This is a genomic window from Micromonospora sp. DT227, from assembly GCF_049841835.1.
GTDB lineage: Bacteria > Actinomycetota > Actinomycetes > Mycobacteriales > Micromonosporaceae > Micromonospora.
This window is the reverse complement of sequence record NZ_JBNCLA010000003.1, coordinates 205,833-230,472: the sequence shown is the minus strand read 5'-3', so window position 1 is coordinate 230,472 and position 24,640 is coordinate 205,833. Positions and strand designations below refer to the sequence as shown.

Genomic DNA, 24,640 nt, shown 5'->3' with positions numbered 1-24,640 from the left:
ACCCCCCCCCCCCCCCCCCCCCCCCCCCCCCCGGGCCCCCCCCCCCCCCCCCCCGCCGGGCCCCCGCGGCCCGCCCCCCCCCCGGGGGCGCCCCCCACGACGGCCGTCCGAGCGGCGGCCCGAGTGACCGCCGCCGCTTCCGGGCGCGTCCCGGTCGTCGCCGCTCACGGCTCGATCGGGCCGCTGCCGCGTCCCGGCGTGACCGGGCCGCTGCCGTTCAGGGCTCGATCGGGCCGCTGCCGTTTCGCGGCGTGACCGGGCCGCTGCCGCTCAGGGCTCGACCGGGCCGGCGGCGGCGTCGGCGCGCAAACCGTGCGCGGCCAGGTCGTCGGCCACCTCCAGGCCGAGGCGCACCCCGCCGACGTTCTGCCCGAGGTCGACCCGGCCGTCGTCGTCGAGCGCGAACGCGTCGAACGACCAGTGCACGCCCAGATGGACGCGGCTCAGGCCGTTCTCCTCGATCATCTGCCACAACCCGTCCGGGAAGCGGCGGGCCCAGCGCGGCCGGACCGTGCCGGTGTTGTCCACGCTGACGCCGTTCAGCTCATCGGAGACGAACTCCAGCCCGTCGGCGAGGTCGTCCGGGCCGCGCCCGCCGCGCCCGTGGAACTGGCGCACCGTCTGCAACGCCGCCGCGCCGAACGTGGCGTGGCCGGAGGGGTACGCCGGGAAGTTCGGCGTCCGGTTCTTCTGCCCGACGCTGTTGGTGTTCGGTGCGCCCAACGGCAGCCAGCCGATGTCGCCGGCCGGGTCGAGCGCGGCGTCACCGGTGCCGGTCGGCCCCAACGAGCTGTCGTGCTCCCGGATGCCGAGCACCGGTCGCCACAGGTCGTGGCGGTACTTCTCCGCCCAGCAGAGGATGCCGGCGTCGGCCATCGCGGCGTTGACGAGCGCGAAGAGCCGCGCGTTGCGGGCCGTGTCGTGGCCCTGGGCCCGGGCCACCGCCCGGACGATCTGGTTGTAGAACCGGGGCGGGGTGCCGACGCCACGCGCGCCGTCGTAGGCCCAGAACAGCCCGACGGCGGTCTCGGCGGCGGTCCGGCGCGGCAGCCGGTCCGGCAGCGTGCCGGCCAGGTGCGGCGCGACGCCCTTGCCCCGCACCTGGCGCAGCGCCCGCTCGTACGCCCGGTCGCCCGGGCGCGGCGGTGCGTCGAGCTGGTGCCGGGTGGTCACCGCGAAGCAGCGTGACCGCGCGCCGTAGAAGGGCGCGTGGTAGCCCTGCCCCGGGTTGTCCGGGTCGACGCGGTGGTGCGGGCGCGCCAGGGACGGCACGTAGCCGTCGTCGCCGAGACCGGGGTCGCCGGCCCGCAGCCGCAGCACCTCCTCGGCGACCTGTCGGCCGTAGGCGTGCCCGGCCGCGTCGTGCTTGCCGGCGACCAGGCCCGCGGCGAGGTGCCGGGCCTCGAAGAACGCCCGCTGTGCCGGGTGCAGGACGGCGAGCGTGGTCCGGGCCGCGGCCGCCACGGCGCTGTCCGGGTCCGCGTCGGCGGGTGGCTCCGGCAGCCGGTCGCCCAGCCACGGCTCGTACGCCCCGGTGAGCCCGACGTACGCGTCGTGCATGGCCAGGTGGACGATGGCCAGCGCGCGGGCGCTGCCCACCGGCCCCTGCGAGTGCGCCTCGGTGACGTCGCCGGTGGTGTGGGTGACCCGGTTCGCCTCCAGGGCCACCTCGTTCCAGTACAGGATCTGATCCACGATTTCCCCCGTCGTGATCCGCTGTCGAATGGCGGCGGCAATGCCGTTTCCGCAACGGATCACGGGTGCGGGAAAATGGCGCGCGCCAGCACGTCCGGAATGCCGTCCGGATCGGTGACGTGCGGAAAGCATTTCCCCGTCGAGCCCCCGTTGCGAACCGGCGCCCCACTGCTCAGGTGGTCCGCCGCGCCGTCGTCGAAATGCGAATCGACGTCGGCTCATCCATGGTTGCGGCGGCCGACGCGAGGGTCAAGGTGAGGCGCGGGTAAATGTGGCGACTGTCGGGGAGTAAGCAGTCGAGCAATTCGTGCAACCGAATGGCGGGTTTACGTCGTCGCAGGTCACGACGACGCCCGGGCGGTCGGGCCACCCGGGCGTCGTCGGCGGAGGTCAGCTCCGGCCGCGCTCGGCGCGGTAACGGCGGATCAGCTCCGCGGTCGAGGTGTCCACCTCGGCCAGATCCGGCGCCGATCCGGTGAGCTTCGGGGCGAGCTGGTTGGCCATCACCTTGCCCAGTTCCACGCCCCACTGGTCGAAGGCGTTGATGTCCCAGACCGCGGCCTCGGTGAAGACGATGTGCTCGTAGAGCGCGATGAGCTGGCCCAGGGTCGCCGGGGTGAGCTTCGGGGCCAGGATCGAGGTGGTCGGATGGTTGCCCGCCATCACCCGGTGCGGCACCACGTCGGCCGCGGTGCCCTCGGCCTCCACCTGCTCCCGGGTGCGCCCGAACGCCAGCGCGGCGGTCTGGGCGAAGAAGTTCGACATGAACAGGTCGTGCATGTCGCCCAGGTCGTGGTTGGGCCGGCTGAACGCGATGAAGTCCGCCGGGATCAGCCGGCTGCCCTGGTGGATGAGCTGGTAGAAGGCGTGCTGACCGTTGGTGCCGGGCTCGCCCCAGAAGATCTCCCCGGTCGGGTACGTCACCGGGGAGCCGTCGACGCGTACCGACTTGCCGTTGCTCTCCATGGTGAGCTGCTGGAGGTAGGCCGGGAACCGGTGCAGGTACTGCGCGTAGGGGAGCACGGCGTGGGTCTCCGCGCCGAGGAAGTCCGAATACCACACGTTGAGCAGCCCGAGCAGCGCCGGCACGTTGCGCTCCACCGGAGTCGAGCGGAAGTGCTCGTCGACGGCGTGGTAGCCGGCCAGCATCTCGCGGAACCGGTCCGGGCCGATCGCCAGCATCACCGACAGCCCGACCGCCGAGGGCAGCGAGTACCGCCCGCCCACCCAGTCCCAGAAGCCGAACATGTTCTCCGGATCGATGCCGAAGTCGCGCACCCGCTGCTCGTTGGTGCTGACCGCGACGAAGTGCCGGGCGACCGCGTCGTCGTCCGCGTCCAGCCCGGCGAGCAGCCAACGTCGTGCCTGGTCGGCGTTGGCCAGCGTCTCCTGGGTGGAGAACGTCTTCGAGACCACCACGAACAGCGTGCGCGCCGGATCCAGGTCGGCGGTCTTGTCGTGGATGTCGGTCGGGTCGATGTTGGACACGAACCGGCAGGAGATCCCCGCGTCCCGGTACGCCTTCAACGCCTCGTACGCCATCACCGGGCCCAGGTCGGAGCCGCCGATGCCGATGTTGACCACGGTGGTGATCCGCTCACCGGTGTGACCGCGCCACCCGCCGGAGCGCACCCGGTCGGCGAACGCCGACATCCGGTCCAGCACGGCGTGCACGTCGGCGACGACGTCCTGGCCGTCCACGTGCAGCGTGGCGTCCCGGGGCAGGCGCAGCGCGGTGTGCAGCACGGCGCGGTCCTCGGTGACGTTGATGTGCCGCCCGGCGAACATGGCCGCGATCCGGTCGGTGAGGCCGACCCGCTCGGCGAGCGCGGTGAGCAGCGCGACCGTCTCGTCGGTGACCAGGTTCTTGCTGTAGTCCACGTGCAGGTCGGCGACCTCGCTGGTGAGCCGCTCGCCCCGCTGCCCGTCGGCGGCGAAGAGGTCGCGCAGGTGGGTGGCGCGCATCGCCTCGGCGTGCTTGCGCAGCGCCTGCCATTCGTCGGTGGTGGTGACGTCCACAGCCATCGGGTCGATCTTCTCCTTCACGACGGGGCGGTCGGCGGGCCTTCGCCGGCGACCCCACCAGCCTGCCATCCGGGGCCGGTTCCCGCGACGCGACCCGGCATCGCCCACCTGCTGGGCGTGCCCCGTGCGGCGGCACCCGGGCCGGGCCGCCTCGTACTGCGGGGCGGCCACGGCACGCTGACGACCGGCCGCCGAGCATTGACCTCCAGCGCCCTCGAACTCCTACCGTGACCGGACCGGCCGCCGCCCGGTCAGCGCGGCGTCACCCTCCTGGAGTTCCCATGCGCCACCGCGTGCTCGGCGGCACCGGCATCGAGGTCAGCGCCCACTGCCTCGGCACCATGATGTTCGGCGCGGTCGGCAACCCCGACTACGACGACTGCGTCCGGATCGTGCACGCCGCGCTCGATCACGGCGTCAACGTCGTGGACACGGCCGACATGTACTCGGCGGGCGAGTCCGAGGTGATCGTCGGCAAGGCGCTATGCGGTCGGCGCGACGACGTGGTGCTCGCCACCAAGGTGCACTTCCCGATGGGGGAGGGCCCCAACCGGGGCGGCAACTCGCGGCGCTGGATCGTCCGCGAGGTCGAGGAGAGCCTGCGCCGGCTGGGCACCGACTGGATCGACCTCTACCAGGTGCACCGGCCCGACCACACCACCGACGTCGAGGAGACGCTGGGCGCGCTCACCGACCTGGTCCGGGCCGGCAAGATCCGCGCGTTCGGCTGCTCGACCTTCCCGGCCGACGAGATCGTGGAGGCGCACCACGTCGCCGAGCGACGGGCGCTCGGCCGGTTCCGCACCGAGCAACCGCCGTACTCGATCCTGGCGCGCGGGATCGAGACGTCGGTGCTGCCGGTCTGCCACCGTTACCGGATGGGCGTGCTGGTCTGGAGCCCGCTGGCCTCCGGTTTCCTGTCCGGGCGGTACCGGCGCGACCGGCCCGTCGATCTCACCGCCGGCCGGCCGGCGCTCACCCCGGCCCGGTTCGACCCGACGCTGCCCGGCAACGCCGCCAAGTACGCCGCCGTCGAGGAACTGGCTGCGCTCGCCGAGGAGGTCGGCTGCACCCTGCCGCAGTTGGCCGTGGCGTTCACCGCGGCGCATCCCGCGGTCACCTCGACCATCATCGGACCGCGCACCATGGACCACCTGGACGCGCTGCTCGCCGGTGCGACACTGACGCTCGACGACGCGGTGCTCGACCGGATCGACAAGATCGTGCCGCCCGGCACGAACCTCTACCAGGCGGACGGGGCGTGGGCCCCGCCGTCGTTGACCGACCCCGCCCTGCGCCGCCGCCCGCTGCCCGACCGCGCCGCCGCCTGACGGTGCCCGCACTGTCCGTCGGGAGATCTTGGTACGAAACGGCCCCTCCAGGGGCCATTTCATACCAAGATCTCCATCGATCCGGTCATGATCGTCCCGACATCGGCCGCCACCCGCTGAGCCGGCCCCCAGGCCCCGACGAGCCACCCGCCGAACCCGGTCGACGCGGCGCGGGCGAGCGCCCACACTGTCCGGATGGAACACCGTGACCTGGTCCGGGTGAGCAGACGGATGTCGCTGGCGTTGCGGCACCGTCCCGACCGGTTCGGCCTGACGCTCGACCGGGCCGGCTGGGTGCCGGTCACCGACCTGCTCGCCGCGATGCGGATCAGCCGCGTCGAGCTGGACGCCGTGGTCGCCGGCAACGACAAGCAACGCTTCGCGGTGGAGCCCGGTCCGGACGGGGCCGACCGGATCCGGGCCAACCAGGGCCACTCGGTCCCGGTCGAGCTCGGTCTGACGCCGGCGTCGCCGCCCGGCCGGCTCTACCACGGCACCGCCGACGAGGTGCTTGACGCGATCCGGGCCGAAGGGCTGCGGCGGGGACGCCGGCACCACGTACACCTGTCGCCGGACGTGGCGACGGCCCGGCGGGTCGGCGCGCGGCGCTCCGGCACGGTGGTCGTGCTCGCGGTCGACGCCGCCGCCATGGCCGACCACGGCTACCTGTTCTACCGGTCGGCGAACGGGGTGTGGCTGACCGACACCGTCCCGCCCGGCTACCTGACCGTCAGCACGCCGTGACCGGGTGCGCCACCACGGCGTCGAAGGCGTAGGCCAGCGTGTTCGGCTCGGCCCGGTCGGGCTGGCCGGCGCCGGTGCGGTCGGTGGCGCGGGCCCGCAGCGTGTGCCGGCCGGCGGCCGGTGGGCGCCAGCGCGCGGTCCAGCGCTGCCAGGGGCCGCCCCGGTCGGCGGCCACCAGGTCGGCCGCGCGCCACCCGTCGCCGGTGTCCACCTCGACCCGTTCGATCGGGCCGGTGCCGGACCAGGACCGGCCGCGCAGCAGCAACTCCTCGCCGGCCGGCACCCGGGCGTCCCAGGCCAGCTCGAACGCGCTCTTCACCGGCTGCGCGCCGAGCACCGTGCCGCCGTCCGGGTGACCGGGGCCGAACAGCCGGTAGAACCGGGTGTTCCAGGGGGAGAACAGTGGCGTGGTGGAGACCTCCACCGGCCCCACCCACTTGATCGAGGAGATGCCGATCCAGCCGGGCACCACCACCCGTACCGGGAAGCCGTGGTCGGCCGGCAACGGCGCGCCGTTCATCTCGTACGCCAGCAGCACGTCGTCGAGCGCCTTGGCGACCGGCAGCGGCCGGCGGACCCGGCCCAGGTCGATCCCGCCGGTGACGTAGTGCGGGTCCAGGCCCTCGGGCATCACGTCGACCGCGTCGTCGCGCAGGCCGGCCCGGCGCAGCACGGTGCCGAGCCGGACGCCGCGCCAGCGGGCCACGCCCACACCGCCCAGCCCCCAGGCCACGCCCGGGGCCGGCTCGCCCTGCTGGGAGGCGAAGAACCGCCGCCCGTTGCCGGCACACTCGACCAGCGCGGTGCTCTCCTCGGCCGGCAGCCGGCGCAGCTCGTCGAGGCTGAACTCCACCGGCGCGGTCCGGGTCGGTGCGCCGTGCAGCCCGTCGCCGAACAACGACAGTCGCCAGGTGGCCGGGTCGAGTCGCGGGGTGACGGTGTGGTTGCGGACGAAGAACCGGTCGGTCGGGACCACGTATCCCTGACCGGCCATCGCCGACCAGTGCATCTCGGCGTTGGTGTCCAACCGGCGCAGCAGCTCCGGCGGCAGCGGCTTGGCGATCGGCGGGTCGACGCCGACCGGGACGGCGGTCACCGCGACCGGCTCGCGTTCCGCGGCGGCGGCGGTGACCGCGGCCATGGCGGCGCCCAGCTCCCGCAGCGCGTCACGGTCGACGCCGTCGCCGCGGGCCGCACCGGCGAGCCACTGCCGGCTCCGTTCGGTGTCGTGGGCGGCTTCGGTGGGGGACGGGCTCACGGGGACCTCCGGGCTCGGCGACACTGCCTTTCCTATTGAATCAGTAGGAGTTGACTGTCGTCGACGTGGGCCTGCCTCGCCCGCGGTGCCTATCCCTGGCAGGGAGTGGTTGGCGCAGGCGGGGCTGGCGATACTTCGAGTCATGAACGCGAGAGGACAGCTCGGCGACTTCCTCCGGGCCCGGCGCTCCCAGCTACGGCCGGAAGACACCGGCGTGGCGACGTACGGCGAGCGGCGCCGGGTTCGCGGCCTGCGCCGCGAGGAACTCGCCCTGCTGGCCGGGGTGAGCGTGTCGTACTACTCCCGGTTGGAGCAGGGCCAGGCCGGGAACGCCTCCCCCGAGGTGCTCGACGCGCTCGCCCGGGCACTGCGGCTCGACGACGCGGAACGCCGCCACCTGACCGAGCTGGCGGCCGGGACCCGCCGGCGGCCCGCCGTGCGCCGCCCGGCCCCGGAGCGGGTGAGCCCGGCGGTCCGCCAGCTCGTCGCGGCGCTCGGCGACGTGCCGGCGCTGGTGCTCGGTCGTCGCGCCGACGTGCTGGCGTGGAACACCCCGGGGCATGCGCTGTTCGCCGGCCACCTGACTCCGGAGATCCCGGAGCGGTCGGACCGGTCCCCGAACATGGCACGGCTGGTGTTCCTGGACGCGCACACCCGCGACCTGTACGCGGACTGGCCCACCAAGGCCCGCGCGGTGGTGGCGACGCTGCGGATGGCCTCCGGGCAGGATCCGGACGACCCGCTGATGGCCGCGCTGGTCGGCGAGTTGACCCTGCGGAGCCCGGAGTTCGCCGCCATGTGGGCCGACCACCGGGTGAAGGCCGGCGGCGACACCGTCCACCGGATGCGTCACCCGCTGGTCGGCGCCATGGACGTGACGCAGCAGGTCCTGCGGACCGAGGCCGGTCAGACCCTCGTCGTCGCCACCACCGAACCCGGCTCGGCCTCGCACGCGGCGATGACGTTGCTCGTGCACAGCGTCACCACCGCCCGGGCCGGCGCTGCGCGCCCGCCTGTCCGGCGCGAATAGCACCACCCCGATCGTGCGACGCGAGGTGCTCCGCGAGGAGCGCCGGACCCGTCGCGCCCGTTTCACGCCCACCAAGCAGACCGTCAGTGAGGAACAAGAATGCGCAAGAGAATGATGACCCTCGCCGTCGCGCTCGCCGCGGCGGGGATCGGCGTCGTGACCGTCCTGCCGCCGAACGCGCCGGCCGCGACCGCCCGGACCCAGACCGTCGGGTCGGTCCGACCGTTCGGCTCGCCGCCGGCCTCGCGGATCGCGGTCCACTTCGACCTGACGAAGGGGCAGATGCCGGAGAACGTCGCGACCGGCCCGGACGGCACGGCCTACGTCACCTTCGCGGCCGCCCGACAGGTCGCCGCGGTCACCCCCTCCGGTGGGACGCGGATCCTGGCGACCCTGCCGGCCCCCGCCGACGGGGGCGTCCGCACGCCGGTGCTCTCGTTCGCGCTGACCACGGGCATCGTCCGAACGGCCGACGGCACGCTCTTCTTCCTGTACGCCAGCGGCGAGGCCGCCTCGACCGGGCTGTACCGGCTACGGCCCGGCCAGGTCCCGCACCGCATCGCGGCCCTGCCGGCCGACGGACTGCCGAACGGCCTGGCGTTCGACGCGACGGCGAAGCGGTTCTACCTCACCGACTCGGTGCGCGGCACGATCTCGACAGTCGCGCTGGACGGCGGCCGGGTCGAGGTCTGGTCCTCGGCGCCCGAGCTCGCCGCGACCGGTTTCCTCGGTGCCAACGGCATCAAGGTGCGCGCCGGCGCGGTGTGGGCGACCAACCTCGACCAGGGCACGCTCCTGCGCATCCCGGTGCGGCACGGCCGGCCCGGCCCGGTCCGGGTGGCGGCCACCGGTCTGGCCGGCATCGACGACTTCGCGTTCGTCGGTGCCGGTGACCGGCAGGTCGTCGCCGCGTTGAACGGGCCGAACACGGTGGTGGGCATCGACGCGGCCGGCCGGTCACGAACGCTGCTGACCGCCGCCGACGGGTTGCAGAACCCGACCTCGGTGGCCGTGCGGGGTCGTACCGTCGCGGTGCTCAGTGCCGCGTACACCACCGGTGTCGACCCCAACCTGGTGCTGGCCACGCTGCCGGGCCGCTGACCGGGCGGACGCGGTAACGCGGCGCGGGTCGTTCCCTCGATCCTGCACACCCGGACCGCCCGCCACCGTCGGATGACGGCGACGGGTGGTCCGGCGCTGCCGGCCCTCAGGTGGCGCCGAGCAGGGTCACCACACCGGCGGCCACCAGGACGCCGGCCCACAGCCGGTCCACGTTGAACCAGGCCCGGCGCAGCACGCCGACGCCGAGCACCTCGTACACCAGCAGCGCGACCGCCAGCGCGACACCGAGCATGGCCCCGGTGTGCACGGCCGCCGCGGCGAGCCCGGTCAGCGCACCGGCCGGCGCGGCGGCCAGGTGCCCGGCGTGCGGCCCGCCGCCGACCGCCGGCTCGGCGAGCAGCACCGGCAGCAGCATCAGGCCCGCGCCGTGCGCCGCCGACATCAGGAACGACCAGGCGGTGAGCTGGGCCGCCGACAGCCGCATCCCGGCCCAGCGGAAGTGCCGGTCGGACAGCAGCCGCCACAGCCCGAACCCGACCAGCAGCACCCCGCCGCCGACCGTGACCGCCGTGCCGGCCGTCACCGAGCGGGTGGCGCTGACCAGCGCGGCGACCACCGCCACCGACGCCAGGTGCCCGGCCGCGATCGGCGGCAGGGCGGCCAGCAGCGCGGCCCGGCGGCGTTCCTGGAGGCCCCGGGCCACCGCGAACAGCCAGCCCATCGCCGGGTTCAGGCCGTGGAACGCGCCGAGGCCGACGAGCGCCGCCCAGGTCGCGCCGGTCACGGGAAGCAGTACGAGTCGGACGAGGCGTCGCCGCCCTGCAACCGGGTCTGGTGCACCCGCCGGCCGCGGAACTCGTCCCCGCGTGGGAAGAAGCGCGGGTCCGGCACGAGGCCACCGTGCTCCTGGTCGACGTCCAGTTTCGCCACCCAGGCGCCCACGCCGTCGGGATAGAACTGGTCGTCCCACGCGCCGTAGAGCGAGTTGCTGACGTAGACGCGGCGGCCGTCGCGGCTGATCTCCACCATCTGCGGCCCGCCGGCGAGGGGCTCGTCGGGGTACGCCGGGTGCGGGGTGCGGGCGACGATGCCGCCCAGGCGCACCGAGCCGACCCGTACCGGGTGGAACGGGTCGCTGACGTCGTAGCGGATCAGCTCGCCGGTGCCCCAGCAGGAGACGTGCAGGAACCTGTCGTCCACCGACAGGTCGATGTCGGTGACCAGCGGCGGCACCGCCCCGAACGGTCTGAGCAGCTCGGGCAGGTCCGCCGCGTCGGCCGGCTCGGCCGGAATGTCGATCACCTTGGTCACCGCCCAGGCGTCGCCGTCGCGGTGCCACAGCCAGACCGAGGCGGACAGGTCCTCGACGCTGATCACCACGCCGACGAAGCCGTACGACTTCGTCGGGTCGTGCGCGGGGCGCAGCTCCAGCGCCATCTGGTACGCGTCGCCGAGGTCGACGCGTTGCACGTGTCGACGCTTCGCCAGGTCCCAGAAGTGCAGCGCGTGCCCGTAGCGGCGACCCAGCAACAGCTCGCCGACGATGCCGTCCTCGATCATCGACGGGGTGCCCCACTCGCTGGTGACCAGCACGTCCTGCGTGTAGTGCCACCAGAAGTCGTACGCCAGGAACTGCGGTCCCCGGTCGGCCTCCCACGCGCCGCGTACCTCGAACGTGGTGTGGTCGAGCACCGCGATGCCGCCCGGACCCTCCTCGCCGTCGGCGCCGCCGAGCGCGGAGACGTAGATGCCGTCCGGCCCGCAGTGCACGGTATGCGGGCGGGAGTACCCGGCGCGCTCGCCCAGTTCCTTCGCCTCGATCACCTTCACCAGCTCGGGCCGGCGCGGGTCCGGTTTGGTGTCCAGCACGTGGATCCGGGACGAGCGCAGGCCGGGCACGATCAGGTAGCGGCGTTCCACGTGCGGGTGCGGCGCGGTCGGGCAGAGCGCGCTGCTGCACGCGTTCCAGCCGAAGTGGTGCAGCTCGTCGCCGGTGTGCGGCAGCTCGGTCCAGCCCACCACCCGGCCGTACGTGTCGGAGTCCGGGTCGGTGTCCAGCACCGCGATCGCGTCCGGTTGCCGCCCGGCGCGGTCGAACGCGGCCACGTACGCCAGCTTCTCGGCCGGCGCGGCGGCGGCCAGCGTGGGGGAGGGGTAGAACGTCGGGTCCGGGGTCCAGCGGGTCATCGGTGCTCCATCATGGTCACGAGGTGGGTACGCCGAGGCGGTCGAGTAGCCGGCGGCGCAGCGTGCCGAGGGCCGGGTCGTCGGGGCTCGGGGCGGGGCCGAGGCCCACCGGGACCTCCTCGGCGATCACGCCCCCGTCGAGCAGGAGGACGCGGTCGGCGAGCAGCAGCGCCTCCTCCACGTCGTGGGTGACCAGCAGCGCGGCGAAGCCGTGCTGGGCGCGCAGCCGGCGCAGCAGCCCCTGCATGCGCAGCCGGGTCAGCGCGTCCAGCGCGCCGAACGGCTCGTCGAGCAGCAGCAGGTCCGGCTCCCGGACCAGCGCGCGCGCCACCGCGACGCGCTGCGCCTGCCCGCCGGACAGCTCGGCCGGCCAGGCCCGGCCCCGGTCGGCGAGCCCGACCTCGGCCAGCGCGCGGCCGACCCGGTCGCCCACGTCCGGCCCGGTGAGGCCGAGCGCCACGTTGTCGGCCACCCGTTTCCAGGGCAGCAGCCGGTGCTCCTGGAACACCACCGCGGCGGCGCCGTGCACCCGGTGCGTGCCGCCGGCGTCGTCGTCCAGCCCGGCCAGCACCCGCAGCAGCGTGCTCTTGCCGGAGCCGCTGCCGCCGAGCAGCGCCACCGTCTCCCCGGCGGCGACGGTGAGGTCGACCCCGGCCAGCACCACGGCGGGGCCGAAGGACCGGGTCACCGCGCGTGCGGTGAGCACCGGTGGCGTCAGGTCGCGCGCAGCCCGCGTCGCCACGTCAGCGTCCTCCGTTCCGCGTACCGGATGAGCAGGTCCGAGGCCAGGCCCAGCAGCGCGTAGACGAGCAGGCCGAGCACCACCACGTCGGTCTGGCTGAACTCGCGGGCCTCCATCATCAGGAAACCGACGCCGGTCTGGGCGTTGACCTGCTCGCCGACAACCAGGCTCAGCCAGGCCGCGCCGATGGCCAGCCGCAGCCCGAGGAAGAGCGCGGGCAGCGCGCCCGGCAGCACCACGTGCCGCAGCCGGGCCGCCGCGCCGAGTCCGCAGGTGCGGGCCGCCTCGACGAGACGCTCGTCGATGTCGCGGATGCCAGCGTACAGGTTGAAGTAGATCGGGAAGAACGCGCCGAGCGCGACAAGCGTGACCTTCAGCGACTCACCGATGCCGACCCAGATGATGAGCAGCGGGACCAGGCCCAGGTGCGGCAGCATCCGGGCCATCTGCACCGGCGGGTCGACCAGGTCGTCGCCGAGCCGTAGCAGCCCGGCGGCGGCGCCGAGCACCAGCGCCAGGCCGCCGCCGATGAGCAGGCCGAGCGCGGCGCGGGTGAGCGAGTCGAGCAGGTGCGTGCCGAGCGTGCCGTCGGCGGCCAGCCGCGCGCCGGTGGCCAGCACCGTGCTCGGCGCCGGCAGCTTCTCCGCGGAGAGCAGGCCGGTCCGCGCGGCGGCCTCCCAGGCGACCACCAGCGCGACCGGGCTGACCAGCCGCCACCACCGCCGGCCGGTGCGGGCCCGCGGTCGTCGGGGCGCCGGCGACGGTACGACCGGGGCGGGCGCCTCGGCCAGCGCCGGGCCGGTCACCGGAACGCCTCGGTGAACCGGTCGTCCACCCGGCCGGCGATGTCCACCGGTCCCGGCACCAGTTTCAGCGCCACGAAGCTGTCCGCGATGGCCTGCAACTCGCGGCCGATGTCCGGGGTGACCGGGGCGAGCGGCTTGGCGCTGCGGGCCAGCGCCCGGGTGGTCACGTCCAGCGGGATCTTCAGCTCGGGGGCGAGCACGGCGGCCCGCTCGGCCGGGTGGGCGATGCCCCAGTCGGTGGTCTCACGGTAGGTGTCCAGGAAGGCCCGGACGTCGTCGGTGCGGTTCTTCACCGCGCCGGGTGCGGCCAGCACGTACTCCCGGTTGCCGGCCAGGCCGGTGGCGTCGGCGAGCACCCGCACGCCGGGCCGCTCGGCCAGCGCGAAGTAGGGGTCCCAGATGATCCAGGCGTCGACCTGCCCGTTGTCGAACGCGGGTCGTCCCTCGGCCGGCTTGAGGTACTTCACGTTGAGGTCGGCGAGCGTCATCCGGTTCGCCTCCAGCAGCTTCACCAGCAGCCAGTGCACGTTGGAGCCCTTGTTCAGCGCGACCGTCTTCCCGCGCAGGTCGGCGAAGCTCCGGTACGGGCTGTCCGCCCTGACCAGCACCGCCTCGCCCTGCGGGATGGGCTCGGACGTGCCGATCACGGAGAACGGGATCTTCCCGGCGGCGGCGAAGACCGGTGGGGCCTCGCCCACCTGTCCGATGTCGATGGAGCCGGCCTTGAGCGCCTCGGTGAGCGCGGGGCCGCTCTCGAACAGCGACCAGGTGACGTTCTTCGCGGTGCCGCGCGCCTTGACCAGGCTGAGCCCGCCGAAGCGTTGGTAGCCGATCCGCAGCGGTCCGCCGTCGCCGTCGCGGGCGTCGGCGGCCTCGCCGCCACAGCCGGTCAGCGTCGCGGCGGCGAGCAGCACGAGCGTGGTGAGCAGCGCGGTCACCCGGCGGCGGGGTCTCGACGGGGTACGCATGACGACTCCTCGGAAGGGGTGGAGCCCGGCACATCGGCGGGCGTCAGCAACCTACCAACCCGATAGGTTTTATGGGTAGTCTGTCGGCGCGGTCGTCCCACCCCTCAGGAGGCGGCCCGCCCGACCCGCGCCGGAGGCCCCCATGTCGCTCACCTTCCACTGGTTCCTGCCGACGTACGGCGACAGCCGGGACATCGTGGGCGGCGGGCACGGTGTGCCGGTGGGCACCGCCGGGGGCGCCCGCCCGGCCGACGTGGCCTACCTCGGCCAGATCGCCCGCAGCGCCGAACAGCTCGGCTTCGTCGGCGCGCTGACCCCCACCGGCGCCTGGTGCGAGGACGCCTGGCTGACCACCGCCATGCTCACCCAGGTGACCGAGCGGCTGAGGTTCCTCGTGGCGTTCCGGCCCGGCCTGCTCTCACCCACGCTCGCCGCGCAGATGGCGTCCACCTTCCAACGGCTCTCCGGCGGCCGGCTCCTGCTCAACGTGGTCACCGGCGGCGAGTCCACCGAGCAACGGGCGTACGGCGACTTCCTCGACAAGGACGCCCGGTACGCGCGTACCGACGAGTTCCTGCACGTGGTGCGGGCGTTGTGGCGCGGCGAGACGGTCGACCACGACGGCGCCCACCTCCGTGTCTCCGGCGCCCGGCTGGGCCGGCTGCCCGACCCGGTGCCGCCGGTCTACTTCGGCGGGTCGTCCGCCGCCGCCGGGCCGGTGGCCGCCCGGCACAGCGACGTCTACCTGACCTGGGGCGAGCCGCCCGCGCAGGTGGCCGACAAGCTGGACCGGATCCGTGGCCTGGCCACCGCCGCCGGCCGCGAGCTGCGCTACGGCATCCGGCTGCACGTGATCAGCCGGGACACCGCCGACGAGGCGTGGGCGCAGGCCCGCCGGCTGCTCGACGGCATCGCCGAGGACGACATCCGGGCCGTGCAGGAAGGGCTGCGGCGCAGCGAGTCCGAGGGGCAGCGGCGGATGCTGGACCTGCACGGCGGCTCCCGCGACCGGCTGGAGATCGCGCCCAACCTGTGGGCCGGGGTGGGGCTGGTCCGGGGCGGCGCGGGCACCGCGCTGGTCGGCAGCCACACCGAGGTCGCCGACCGGATCGCTGACTACCACGCGCTCGGCATCGACGAGTTCATCCTCTCCGGCCACCCGCACCTGGAGGAGGCGTACTGGTTCGGCGAGGGCGTGCTGCCGATCCTGCGCCGACGTGGCCTGTGGCGGCACCCGGCCGGCGAGCCGGCCGTCGAGGCGTCGGTCGGCGTGCCGTTCGCACCCCGGCCGGTGCCGGCCCGGGGCTGAGACGCCACCGTGGTCAGCGCTGGCGCCGGCCGGCCAGGAAGTCGGCGAGCACCCGGGTGTGCGTGGAGAACGCCAGCTCGACCGGCTCGGTGAGCACCAGCCACTCGGTGGCCTCCTCGGTCGGCGCGGACGGCGGCAGGTCGCCGATCGGCCGCTCGGGCAGCACGCCGAAGACCATCATGGTGCCGCCGGCCGGTGTGCCGTGCACCGCGAACAGCCGCGCCTCGCCGGCCTCGGCGAGCAGCCCGGTCTCCTCGCGCAGCTCCCGCACCAGCGCCTCGTCCCACTCCTCGCCGAACTCGATGTAGCCGCCGGGCAGCGCGAGCTGGCCGCGGGCCGGCTCGATGTCGCGGCGGACGACCACCACGCCGAGCCCGTCGGGCGTGCGGACCGGCAGCACCGCCACCGCCACCGGCAGCGGGTTGCGCCACACCGTCTCGCCGCAGGCCGGGCAGACGCGGGGCCACCCGGCGTCCGCCGGGTAGGCCGCGCCGCAGAAGGAGCAGTGCGAGTACGCGGTCACGTCGGGCACGTTACCCGGCCCACCGGCCGCCGAGCTGCCCCGTCGGGTGGCGCACCCGGTGCGGATCCCGGGGCCGGAACCGGGCTGGCCGTCGTCACGCCCGGCCGGCCAGCTGCTCGCGCGCCTCCATGAGGGCGAAACCGAGCAGGTTCTCGCCCCGCCACGTCGCCGGGTCGGCGGCGCGCGGATCGTCGGCGGTCAGGCCGATGCCCCAGATGCGGTCCGTCGGGCTCGCCTCGACCAGCACCCGGTCACCGGTGCCGAGCAGGAACCGCCGCAACGGCTCGTGCTGGCCGAACTTGGCCACGCTGCCGGCCACGACGATCTCCCGGCGGCGGGCCACCCAGACGGCCTCGTCGAAGCCGCGCACCTGCCGGCCGAGCGCCTTGGCCCGGTGCGGGTGCGCGGCGGCGAGCACCCGCTCGGCGGTCGCGTGGTCGTCGAAGACGGTGGCCTTGTGCCACATCATCCAGTGCTCGGCGGTGGCGAACTCCCGACCGTCCACGGTGAACGCCACCGGCCACCACTGGCTCAGGCAGCCGGCGCCGACGCTGCCGTCCCGTTGCGGCCGGTGCCCCCAGAAGTGCAGGTATCGCACCGACTGGCCGGCGTCGAGCGCGGCGGTCAGGTCGGCGACGGATCGGATCGGCATGCCCCACATCCTGCCTGCCCCCGCCGACGTTCCGCACGCCGCTTTCCGAGCCGACGGCCCGTCGAGTTAAGCGGGGGCCCTTCCTCCACCGAATACGTTAAGAAGGGGCCCCGCCTTACCTCAGGGCGCGGTGTAGAAGGCGACGACCCGCTCGCCGGCGGCGCGCGCCTGGTCCGCCGGGGTGCCGGCGGCCACGCCGGCCGCCGTCCACCGCGCGCCGGACTCGGTGACGAACCGGCGGCCCTCCTCGGAGGCCATCCATTCGGCCGCCGCCGCCGGGTCGACGCCGGCGCCGGCCGGCACCTGCCCGGTGCCGAGGTGGGAGGCGAGCCCGACCAGGGCAAGATCCCAGCCGATGCCGACCGCGCCCGGGCCGTACTCGGCCCACCGCTGGTCGTCGACGTGGGCGACGTGCTCCAGCTCGAACCGGGTCCGGCCGTCGCCGGCGTCGCGCAGGCGCACCTCGATCCAGCTGACCTCCCCGCCGAACTCCCAGGTCGCGGCGAAGCCGTGCGGCGGATCGCACCGCTGCACGGTGCCCTCGGCGTTGCCCTCCAGCCGGTAGCGGCCACCGACGCTCAGGTCACCGGAGACCGGCAGGAACCAGCGGGGGATGCGTTCCGGGTTGGTGCAGGCGTCGAAGACGTCGGCCACCGGAGCGTCGTACGTCTGGCTGATGGTGAGCACCCGCGCCTGCCCGGCGGGGAGCGTACGGTCGCCGATGCGGCGCTCGACGGCGCTGATCTGCCCGGTCACGTCGATCATGGGTTGGTCCTCTCGTCGTCGGGATCGTCCTCGCGCAGCCGCCGTTCGCGGCGACCCCGGGCCAGTTCGGTGGCGAGCGCCGCCAGCGGCGGCGTCCAGAAGCGACGGAAGCCGGCCAGCCAGGCGTCGATCTCGCGCAGCGGGCCGGGGTCGACCGCGTAGAGCCGGCGGGTGCCCTCGGCGCGCACGGTGGTGAAGCCGTGTTCGCGGAGCACCTTGAGGTGCTGCGAGACCGCCGGCTGGCTGATGCCGAACTCGCGCCGCACCGTCTCGCCGAGCGCGCCGGCCGGCTGTTCGCCGTCGGCGAGCAGCTCCAGGATGCGGCGGCGCACCGGGTCACCGAGGACGTCGAAAGCGTGCACGACCTCTTTATATCATGCCAGGCTTATATAAGCGATGACTGTATTCTCATCGAACTCTCATCGACCTGTGCTCTGCTGGTCCCGATGGGTACGACGGTCCTGGTGGTCGACGACGAGCCGAACATCGTCGACATGGTGGCGACGGTGCTGCGGTTCCACGGCTTCGAGGTGGTGACCGCCGGCACCGCGCGGGACGCCGAGCGGCTGTCCGGCGAACGGCCACCGCACCTGCTGGTGCTGGACGTGCTGCTGCCCGACGGCGACGGTTTCGCGCTCTGCCGCCGCCTGCGCGCCGCCGGGCACCGCTTCGGCATCGTCTTCCTCACCGCCCGCGACGCGCCACGCGACAAGATCGCGGGCTTGACCTGGGGCGGCGACGATTACGTGACCAAGCCGTTCTCGGTCGACGAACTGGTCGGTCAGCGCGGTGGGCCTGGCCGGGCACCTGGTGGCGGTTCCGTCGGTGGCCGGCACGCTGGCCACCATGGTCGGCCTCGGCGTCGGCATCGACTACGCGCTGTTCCTGGTCACCCGGCACCGCCGGCTGCTGGCCGAGGGCGTGCCGCCGGCCGAGGCGGTCGCCCGCAGCGTCGCCGGCTCGGGCAGCGCGGTCGTGTTCGCCGGCGGGACGGTGGTGGTCGCGCTCGGTGGACTGGCGGTGGCCGGGGTGCCGATCCTCGGCACGCTCGGCTGGACCACCGGCCTGGTGGTGGTCGTCGCGGTGGCCGGCGCGGTGACGCTGCTGCCGGCGTTGTTGGCGCTGCTCGGGCACCGGATCGACCGGCTGCGCCTCCGCCGCCGGCGCCCGGCCCCGCCGCCCGCCACGGGCACCGGGACCGACGGCGACCCCGACGCTGACTCCGGCGCCGGCCCCGTCACCGACTCCGGCGCCGGCCCCGACGGCGACCTCGGCGCCGGGGCGGGCCGGACGACCGGGTGGACCCGGCAGGCGGACCGGGTCACCCGCCGGCCGTGGCGGTGGGCGTTGCTCGCGGTGCTGCTGCTCGGCGCGCTCGCCGCGCCCGCACTCGACCTGCGGCTGGGTCAGGTGGACGCGGGGGACGAGCCGGTCGGCACCGCCGGGCGGACCAGCTACGACCGCCTCGCGGCCGGCTTCGGGCCGGGCGTGAACGGACCGTTGACGGTGGTCGCCCGAGTTGACGCCGCCGGCCGGTTCCGGCGCCGACCCCCGGGTCACCGGGCTGACCGCCCGGGTGGCCGGCACCGCCGGCGTCGCCCGGGTCACCCCGGTCCGGCTCGCCGACGACGGGCGGACCGTGGCGCTGACCGCGTACCCGCGCACGGCGCCGAGCGATCCGACCACCGCGGCGCTGGTGCGGACGCTGCGGGCCGCGGACGTGCCGGGCGTGGCCGTGCACGTGGGCGGCGCGACCGCCACCCGGGTCGACCTCGCCGACCGGGTGGGGGCGCGGATGCCGTGGGTCATCGCGGTGGTGGTCGGGCTCTCCACCGTGCTGCTGTACGCGGCCTTCCGGGCGCCGGTCGTCGCGGTCAAGGCGGCGGTGATGAACCTGGTCTCGATCGGGGCCGCGTACGGGGTGCTGACGGCGGTCTTCGCCTGGGGCTGGGGCGTCGGGTTGACCGGCCTGTCCGGCCCGGTGCCGGTGGAGAGCTACCTGCCGATGATGCTGTTCGCGCTGCTGTTCGGGCTCTCCATGGACTACGAGGTGTTCCTGCTGACCGCCGTGCAGGAGTCCTGGCGGGTCACCGGCGACAACCGGGTGGCGGTCCGCGAGGGGCTGGCCGGCACCGGCCGGGTGATCACCTCGGCCGCGCTGATCATGGTGACCGTCTTCGCCGGCTTCGTGCTCCAGGGCGATCCGGTGATCAAGATGTTCGGTCTCGGTATGGCGGTGGCCGTCGCGGTCGACGCCACCGTGGTGCGGGGCCTGCTGGTGCCGGCCACCATGGCCCTGCTCGGCCGGGCGAACTGGTGGCGCCCCGGCCGACGGAGCCGAGTGGGCGAGCGCCTGGCCGGTCCGTCGAGTTAGGCGGGGCCCCTTCCTCTACCGAATGCGTTAAGAAGGGCCCCCGCCTTACATCTCAGGCGCCGAGCCGGCCGGCGACGGTACGCCGCAGCTCGGGCAGCCGGTCGTGCAGCAGGCCGGGACACTGCGTGGAGTTGAAGTCCTTGTGCCCGTAGATCTCGGTGGGCGCGATGCCGTACTGCTGGCAGGTGAACGCGCAGAACCAGACCAGGCTGTCCCAGAGCGCCTGCGGCGGCTGCACGTCGAGGTAGATGCCGTCGTTCTCGATGCCGATGGCCTGGCTGTTCTGCCCGACGCAGTGGGCGCCCTGCACCATGCTCTGCCCGTGCAGCAGCCCGTACAGGCTGCCGTGCCGGCCCTCGGTCAGGTAGCCGCCCCGGCTGTTGGTGAAGTGCTGCCCGGAGTCGAGCCAGCCGTTGCTGTCCATGTGCAGGTTCTGGATGTCGCGGGAGTTCCGGTAGGCCTGGGCGAGGCTGTAGTCGGTGGTGTTCGGGAACGCGGTGTGATGAATGATGATCTTGTTGGGTCGGCTCTGCACCACGCTCACCGGCGACGACGGGGGACGGGCGCCCCAGGTCGCGCAGTTGGCGATGGTCGGCTGGTCGACCCGGGTGGCGGCGGCCCGGGCGTCGCGGCCGGCGCCGACCTGGGTCAGCGCGCCGGCGCCGGCGGCGGCGCCGAGCAGGACCGCGCCGCGCAGCACGGCCCGCCGGGGGAGAGGAACGGACATCGGGGCCTCCTCGTCGGGTTCGGACACGGCGGCGGGGCGGGCCGCAGCGACCCGCCCCGCCGGTGGGGTCAGCAGGTGCCGTTGCAGGCCAGCACGCGGAGCCGGTCCAGCGTGCCGTTCCAGACGTTCTGGTCACCCGGGAACACGCCGGAGGAGGACCACTGCCAGAACGAGTACGTGCCCCAGCCGGCCGGCAGCGTGCCGACGCTGCTGGAGTACCGCGCGATCCACAGCGGGTTGTTGGCCGCGAACTGCGACGTGTTGCCGGTGCAGGTGCTCCACCAGTCGGTGGTGGTGTAGATGGTGGCCCACCGGCCGGTACGGGCGTAGTACTGGTTGACGAACGAGGCGATCCAGCTCCGCATCGACGCCTGGCTCAGCCCGTAGCAGGTGGCGCCGTACGGGTTGTACTCGATGTCGAGCGCGCCGGGCAGCGTCCGGCCGTCCCGCGACCAGCCGCCGCCGTGGTCGACGAAGTAGTTCGCCTGGGTCGCGCCGGTGGTGGTGTCCGGGCGGGCGAAGTGGTAGGCCCCGCGGATCATCCCGACGTTGTAGGAGCCGTTGTACTGCTGGGCGAAGTAGGCGTTGGTGTAGTACGTGCCCTCGGTCGCCTTGACGTACGCGAACCGGGCGCCGTTGGCCCAGGCGCCGGACCAGTTCACGTTGCCCTGGTAGCTGGAGACGTCCATGCCGGGCAGTCCGGCCGGGGCGGCCTGGGCGGGCGCGGCGCCGGCCAGGGCCGCGGCGGCGGCGGTGACGGTGGCGAGCAGGGCGGCGCCGGCCGCGCGCAGCGCCGATCGCAGGTGACGGTGCATCTTTCCTCCCTGGGGGTTGCCGCCTCGCGGCGGCGGGAGTATGCCGAAAGGAACTGTCAACATTAGGTCACACGACGGAGAAACTTTTCAATAGACGTATCGAAGATTTTCTTTGAATTCGGGTCAGCCGAGGCTGCCGAGGGCCTCGGTGGCGGCGCGCTCGCCAGCGGTCACCGCGCCCTCCAGGTAGCCGCTCCACCGGGTCGCGGTCTCCGTCCCGGCCCAGTGCACCCGGCCCACCGGCGCGCGCAACTCCGGGCCGTAGTCGCACCAGGAGCCGGGCGACACCATGCCGCAGAAGCAGCCCCGGGTCCACGGGTCGGCCGACCAGTCGTACTCGACGAGGTCCACCGGGTCGGCGGCGGCCGGGCCGAACAACGTGACCAGCGCGTCCCGCAACGCGGCCCGGCGCGCCCCGTCCGACAGCCGGCGCAGCGCCCGGGCCTGCGCGCCGTAGCTGAACGCGGTGAGCACCCCGCCCGGCGAGCCGGGCAGTGAGTTGTCCACCGTCTCGGTGAGCGGCCCGGTGTCCGTGGTGGCCACCCCGGAGCGGCCGTCGGCCCGCCAGAACGGTTCCGGATAGCGCGCGTGCACCTTGACCGCCGCGCCCATCGGCATCCGCTGGGTCAGCCCGTCGCGCAGCGCCGGCAGCGGCGGGTCGTACCGGATCCGGCCGGCCAGCGCCGGGGCCACCGCGACCACCACCGCGTCGCCGTGGTGCACCTGACCGCCGGCGAGGACCCGCACGCCGGTGGCGTCCTGGGCGATCGCGTCCACCGGTGCGTCGAGGCGCAGCCGACCCGGCGGCAGCGCGCCGGCCATCCGCTGCGCCAGCGCCGCCGGCCCGCCGACGATCCGGTCCTGCTGGGCGCCGCCGGCCATGCCGAGCAGCGACCCGACGCCACCGCCGCTGCGCAGGTAGAACAGCATCTGCAACAGCGACACCTCGGCCGGCGAGGCGGCCAGCAGCCCACCGGCCAGCAGTCGGCCGGCGTACCGGGCGGTGACCGGGTCGGGCGCGGTGGCGGCGAGCCACCCGCCGAGCGTCGTCCGGTCCCACTCCGCCGCCCCGGCGGCCCGCCAGGGCGCGACCGGGTCGACCCCGGCCGCCAACGCGTCCAGCGTGTCGAGCAGCCCGGCCAGCCCGGCCGGCGGCCCGGCCACCGGCGCACCGTCGAGCACCAGCGTCGGCGCGCCCCGGGCCGGCGACGGGAACGTCTCCAGGCCGTACGCGGCGACCAGCGCGTACATCCGGTCCTGGGTGGGACCGATCCACTGCGCGCCGAGGTCGAGCCAGCCACCGCCGGGCAGCGGTCGGCTCAGCGTCCGGCCGCCCACCCGGTCCCGGGCCTCCAGCAGCAGCGACCGCGCGCCGGCCGCCTCGACCGCGAGCGCGCAGGCCAACCCGGAGAACCCCGCCCCCACCACGATCACCCGGCCGTCGCCCACGGCCGGGCATACCCGGATCCCGGCGGGAATCTCGCCCGCCCGGCGTGTCGAGACCGGCGTCCGCCGTTCGTGTGAAGGGTGGAGGGCGGCAGGGGGTCGCCCGTGGTGCCGAGGAGGAACCGTGAAGCAGTACCTGATCAGCATGTACCAGCCGGCCGGCGCGCAGCGGCCGGACCCGGCGTTCCTGGCCGGGGTGATGCGCGAGGTGGAGGCCATCGGCCGGGAGCTGCGGGAGGCCGACTGCTGGGTGTTCGGCGACGGCCTGCACGCGCCGGAGACCGCGACCGTGCTGCGGGCGGCCGGCGACGACGTGCTGGTCACCGACGGGCCGTTCGTCGAGGGCAAGGAGTACCTGGGCGGCGTCACCATCATCCGCGCGCCCGACCTGGACGCCGCGCTGGACTGGGGCCGCCGCTACGCCCGCGCCACCACGCTGCCGATCGAGGTCCGGCCGTTCCAGGGCGAGGGATGACCGCTGTCGAACGCGTCTTCCGGGCCGAGTACGGCCGCGTGGTGGCCATCTTGGTCCGCCTCCTCGGCGACATCGACCTCGCCGAGGAGGCGGTCCAGGAGGCGTTCGCCGTCGCGGTGCGCCGCTGGGCCGTCGACGGGCCGCCGTCGAGCCCGGCCGGCTGGATCGTCACCACCGCCCGCAACCGGGCGATCGACCGGCTGCGTCGCGAGTCCACCCGCGCCGCCCGGCACGCCCAGGCCGCCCTGCTGTACGCCGCCGACCCGCCCGCCGAGGAGGGGCCCGTGACCGACGACCGGCTGCGTCTGATCTTCACCTGCTGCCACCCGGCGCTCGGTCCGGCCGCCCGGGTGGCGTTGACGTTGCGCCTGCTCGGCGGCCTGAGCACCGCCGAGATCGCGCGGGCCTTCCTGGTGCCGGAGTCGACCATGGCGGGGCGCCTGGTCCGGGCCAAGGCCAAGATCCGGGACGCCGGGATCCCGTACCGGGTGCCCCGCGACGCCGACCTGCCGGACCGGCTGCGCGCGGTGCTGGCCGTGGTCTACCTGATCTTCAACGAGGGGCACACGGCCAGCGCGGGGGAGCACCTGGGCCGCGTCGAGCTGGGCGCCGAGGCGATCCGGCTGGGCCGGCTGCTGGTGACCCTGATGCCGGACGAGCCGGAGGCGCTCGGACTGCTCGCGTTGATGCTGCTCACCGAGGCGCGGCGGGCGGCCCGGACCGGCCCGGACGGGGTGCCGGTGACGCTGCCGGAACAGGACCGGAGCCGGTGGGACCGGACGCTTGTCGTCGAGGGTCAGGACCTGGTGCGCCGCTGCCTGCGGCGGGCCCGGCCCGGCCCGTACCAGATCCAGGCCGCGATCAACGCGGTGCACGCGGACGCGGCCACCGCCGCCGCCACCGACTGGGGTCAGATCCTCGCGCTCTACGACCGGCTGGCGGCGTGCGCGCCGGGGCCGGTGGTGGCGCTCAACCGGGCGGTCGCGCTGGCCGAGGTACGCGGACCGGCCGTCGCCCTGGCCGAGGTGGACCGGCTCGACCTGGGCCGGTACCACGTGTGGCACGTGGTCCGGGCCGACCTGCTGCGCCGCCTCGACCGGCCGGCCGAGGCGCGAGCCGCGTACGACGCGGCGATCGCCGGCACCGGCAACGAGGCGGAACAGGCGTTCCTGCGCCGCCGCCGCGACCGACTGGCCGGCTAGCACGACGGCCCCGTCGGCGCCGCGGTCGGGGCGGTCCGTCGGCGTCGCGGGCGGTCGACCGGCTGGCGGCGCTACTCGTCGCGGAGCCGGCGCAGGATCCGGGTCAGCTCCGCCCGGTCGCCCGGGTCGAGTGCGCCGAAGAACCGTTCCGCCTCGGTGGCCCGGGCCGCCCGGATGGCGGCGCCGACCCGTTCGCCCTCGGCGGTGGGCGCGACGAGCGTGGCCCGCCGGTCGCCCGGGTCGGGCCGCCGCTCGACCAGGCCGCGCTCCTGGAGGCCGTCGACCACCTCGGTGGCCGAGCGGGGCGCGATGTGCAGGTGCTCGGCGAGCGCGCCGGGGCGTAACGCGCCGTGCCGCAGCAGGACGCCGAGTGCCCGCGCCTGTCCCGGGCTGACCTCCCACGGCTCCAGCGCGCGCTTGGTCTGGTGGCGCAGCCGTCGGGCCACCGCCCAGAACGTCTCGGCCGGGCTCTCCTCGTCGCTGCCGCTCACCCGGAATACGGTA

General features: G+C 74.6%; 24 protein-coding genes and 2 pseudogenes. 10 read left to right on the top strand and 16 right to left on the bottom strand.

The annotated features are described in order from the left end of the window. Positions 1-270 precede the first annotated feature (270 nt). Both ACLQ2W_RS13350 and pgi read right to left on the bottom strand, forming a co-directional pair. Positions 271-1,695, bottom strand: a complete 1,425-nt coding sequence (locus ACLQ2W_RS13350) for a hypothetical protein (RefSeq protein ID WP_425786661.1) — start codon at positions 1,693-1,695, stop codon at positions 271-273. Between the two features lie 390 nt (positions 1,696-2,085). Continuing rightward, positions 2,086-3,720, bottom strand: coding sequence for a glucose-6-phosphate isomerase (gene pgi, locus ACLQ2W_RS13345; protein WP_425786660.1), 1,635 nt, complete (start codon positions 3,718-3,720; stop codon positions 2,086-2,088). A 281-nt stretch (positions 3,721-4,001) separates the two neighbouring features. Here pgi and ACLQ2W_RS13340 point away from each other — a divergent pair, with 281 nt between their 5' ends. Beyond that, on the top strand, positions 4,002-5,051 hold the full coding sequence (locus tag ACLQ2W_RS13340; RefSeq protein WP_425786659.1) for an aldo/keto reductase: 1,050 nt from the start codon (positions 4,002-4,004) through the stop codon (positions 5,049-5,051). Between the two features lie 195 nt (positions 5,052-5,246). Further along, positions 5,247-5,795, top strand: coding sequence for an RNA 2'-phosphotransferase (locus tag ACLQ2W_RS13335; protein WP_425786658.1), 549 nt, complete (start codon positions 5,247-5,249; stop codon positions 5,793-5,795). On the opposite strand, the gene ACLQ2W_RS13330 is transcribed toward ACLQ2W_RS13335, so the two are convergent. Further along, positions 5,782-7,053: a sulfite oxidase gene (locus tag ACLQ2W_RS13330; protein ID WP_425786657.1), complete on the bottom strand. Its 1,272-nt coding sequence runs from the start codon at positions 7,051-7,053 to the stop codon at positions 5,782-5,784. The genes ACLQ2W_RS13335 and ACLQ2W_RS13330 overlap by 14 nt on opposite strands. Positions 7,054-7,195: 142 nt before the next feature. On the opposite strand from ACLQ2W_RS13330, the gene ACLQ2W_RS13325 reads away from it, so the two are divergent. Beyond that, a complete protein-coding gene (locus tag ACLQ2W_RS13325) occupies positions 7,196-8,083 on the top strand; it encodes a helix-turn-helix transcriptional regulator (protein WP_425786656.1) in 888 nt (295 codons plus the stop codon). A gap of 99 nt (positions 8,084-8,182) precedes the next feature. Next, on the top strand, positions 8,183-9,184 hold the full coding sequence (locus ACLQ2W_RS13320; protein WP_425786655.1) for a hypothetical protein: 1,002 nt from the start codon (positions 8,183-8,185) through the stop codon (positions 9,182-9,184). Positions 9,185-9,290: 106 nt separating this feature from the next. Here the strand turns inward: ACLQ2W_RS13320 and ACLQ2W_RS13315 are convergent, their stop codons facing one another. The 5 genes from ACLQ2W_RS13315 to ACLQ2W_RS13295 are packed head-to-tail and all read right to left on the bottom strand — an operon-like array spanning position 9,291 to position 13,848. Then, a complete protein-coding gene (locus tag ACLQ2W_RS13315; RefSeq protein ID WP_425786654.1) occupies positions 9,291-9,929 on the bottom strand; it encodes a hypothetical protein in 639 nt (212 codons plus the stop codon). After that, positions 9,926-11,332 carry a selenium-binding protein SBP56-related protein gene (locus tag ACLQ2W_RS13310; protein ID WP_425786653.1) on the bottom strand — a complete coding sequence of 469 codons (1,407 nt, stop codon included), beginning with the start codon at positions 11,330-11,332 and terminating at the stop codon, positions 9,926-9,928. Before ACLQ2W_RS13310 ends, ACLQ2W_RS13315 begins: the two co-directional genes overlap by 4 nt. 16 nt (positions 11,333-11,348) lie before the next feature. After that, positions 11,349-12,074 carry an ABC transporter ATP-binding protein gene (locus ACLQ2W_RS13305; protein WP_425786651.1) on the bottom strand — a complete coding sequence of 242 codons (726 nt, stop codon included), beginning with the start codon at positions 12,072-12,074 and terminating at the stop codon, positions 11,349-11,351. Further along, positions 12,047-12,880 carry an ABC transporter permease gene (locus ACLQ2W_RS13300; protein WP_425786650.1) on the bottom strand — a complete coding sequence of 278 codons (834 nt, stop codon included), beginning with the start codon at positions 12,878-12,880 and terminating at the stop codon, positions 12,047-12,049. The genes ACLQ2W_RS13305 and ACLQ2W_RS13300 overlap by 28 nt, the downstream gene beginning before the upstream one ends. Next, the gene (locus tag ACLQ2W_RS13295) at positions 12,877-13,848 is read right to left on the bottom strand and encodes a sulfonate ABC transporter substrate-binding protein (RefSeq protein ID WP_425786649.1); all 972 of its coding nucleotides are present in this window, start codon (positions 13,846-13,848) and stop codon (positions 12,877-12,879) included. Before ACLQ2W_RS13295 ends, ACLQ2W_RS13300 begins: the two co-directional genes overlap by 4 nt. A 142-nt stretch (positions 13,849-13,990) precedes the next feature. Between ACLQ2W_RS13295 and ACLQ2W_RS13290 the strand changes: the two genes are divergently transcribed. Further along, complete coding sequence (locus tag ACLQ2W_RS13290; protein ID WP_425786648.1) at positions 13,991-15,157, top strand: LLM class flavin-dependent oxidoreductase; 1,167 nt, start codon at positions 13,991-13,993, stop codon at positions 15,155-15,157. 13 nt (positions 15,158-15,170) lie between these two features. Here ACLQ2W_RS13290 and ACLQ2W_RS13285 read toward each other — a convergent pair whose 3' ends face one another. From ACLQ2W_RS13285 to ACLQ2W_RS13270, 4 genes are all read right to left on the bottom strand, one after another. Beyond that, the gene (locus ACLQ2W_RS13285) at positions 15,171-15,680 is read right to left on the bottom strand and encodes an NUDIX domain-containing protein (RefSeq protein ID WP_405089767.1); all 510 of its coding nucleotides are present in this window, start codon (positions 15,678-15,680) and stop codon (positions 15,171-15,173) included. 94 nt (positions 15,681-15,774) lie between these two features. Beyond that, entirely contained in the window at positions 15,775-16,332 is a 558-nt protein-coding gene (locus ACLQ2W_RS13280) for an NADAR family protein (protein ID WP_425786646.1), read from the bottom strand. 120 nt (positions 16,333-16,452) lie between these two features. Then, positions 16,453-17,097, bottom strand: coding sequence for an SRPBCC family protein (locus ACLQ2W_RS13275; protein WP_425786645.1), 645 nt, complete (start codon positions 17,095-17,097; stop codon positions 16,453-16,455). Beyond that, positions 17,094-17,459, bottom strand: a complete 366-nt coding sequence (locus ACLQ2W_RS13270; protein ID WP_405089764.1) for an ArsR/SmtB family transcription factor — start codon at positions 17,457-17,459, stop codon at positions 17,094-17,096. Before ACLQ2W_RS13270 ends, ACLQ2W_RS13275 begins: the two co-directional genes overlap by 4 nt. 84 nt (positions 17,460-17,543) lie before the next feature. Here ACLQ2W_RS13270 and ACLQ2W_RS13265 point away from each other — a divergent pair. The 3 genes and pseudogenes from ACLQ2W_RS13265 to ACLQ2W_RS13255 all read left to right on the top strand — a co-directional run. After that, positions 17,544-17,816, top strand: a pseudogene (locus tag ACLQ2W_RS13265) (response regulator); the annotation flags it as partial. Positions 17,817-17,943: 127 nt separating this feature from the next. Beyond that, positions 17,944-18,372 (top strand): annotated as a pseudogene (locus tag ACLQ2W_RS13260) (MMPL family transporter); the annotation flags it as partial. A gap of 244 nt (positions 18,373-18,616) precedes the next feature. Continuing rightward, entirely contained in the window at positions 18,617-19,471 is an 855-nt protein-coding gene (locus tag ACLQ2W_RS13255; RefSeq protein WP_425786644.1) for an MMPL family transporter, read from the top strand. 52 nt (positions 19,472-19,523) lie between these two features. On the opposite strand, the gene ACLQ2W_RS13250 is transcribed toward ACLQ2W_RS13255, so the two are convergent. From ACLQ2W_RS13250 to ACLQ2W_RS13240, 3 genes are all read right to left on the bottom strand, one after another. Beyond that, positions 19,524-20,198: a peptidoglycan recognition protein family protein gene (locus ACLQ2W_RS13250; RefSeq protein WP_107159717.1), complete on the bottom strand. Its 675-nt coding sequence runs from the start codon at positions 20,196-20,198 to the stop codon at positions 19,524-19,526. A 68-nt stretch (positions 20,199-20,266) separates the two neighbouring features. Beyond that, positions 20,267-21,013: a lysozyme gene (locus ACLQ2W_RS13245; RefSeq protein ID WP_281941912.1), complete on the bottom strand. Its 747-nt coding sequence runs from the start codon at positions 21,011-21,013 to the stop codon at positions 20,267-20,269. Positions 21,014-21,136: 123 nt separating this feature from the next. Continuing rightward, complete coding sequence (locus tag ACLQ2W_RS13240; protein ID WP_425786643.1) at positions 21,137-22,462, bottom strand: flavin monoamine oxidase family protein; 1,326 nt, start codon at positions 22,460-22,462, stop codon at positions 21,137-21,139. Between the two features lie 121 nt (positions 22,463-22,583). Here ACLQ2W_RS13240 and ACLQ2W_RS13235 point away from each other — a divergent pair, with 121 nt between their 5' ends. After that, a complete protein-coding gene (locus tag ACLQ2W_RS13235; RefSeq protein WP_405089757.1) occupies positions 22,584-22,934 on the top strand; it encodes a YciI family protein in 351 nt (116 codons plus the stop codon). Further along, entirely contained in the window at positions 22,931-24,136 is a 1,206-nt protein-coding gene (locus ACLQ2W_RS13230) for an RNA polymerase sigma factor (protein WP_425786642.1), read from the top strand. Before ACLQ2W_RS13235 ends, ACLQ2W_RS13230 begins: the two co-directional genes overlap by 4 nt. A gap of 71 nt (positions 24,137-24,207) precedes the next feature. Here ACLQ2W_RS13230 and ACLQ2W_RS13225 read toward each other — a convergent pair whose 3' ends face one another. Continuing rightward, the gene (locus ACLQ2W_RS13225) at positions 24,208-24,627 is read right to left on the bottom strand and encodes a MarR family winged helix-turn-helix transcriptional regulator (RefSeq protein WP_281941906.1); all 420 of its coding nucleotides are present in this window, start codon (positions 24,625-24,627) and stop codon (positions 24,208-24,210) included. Positions 24,628-24,640 lie beyond the last annotated feature (13 nt).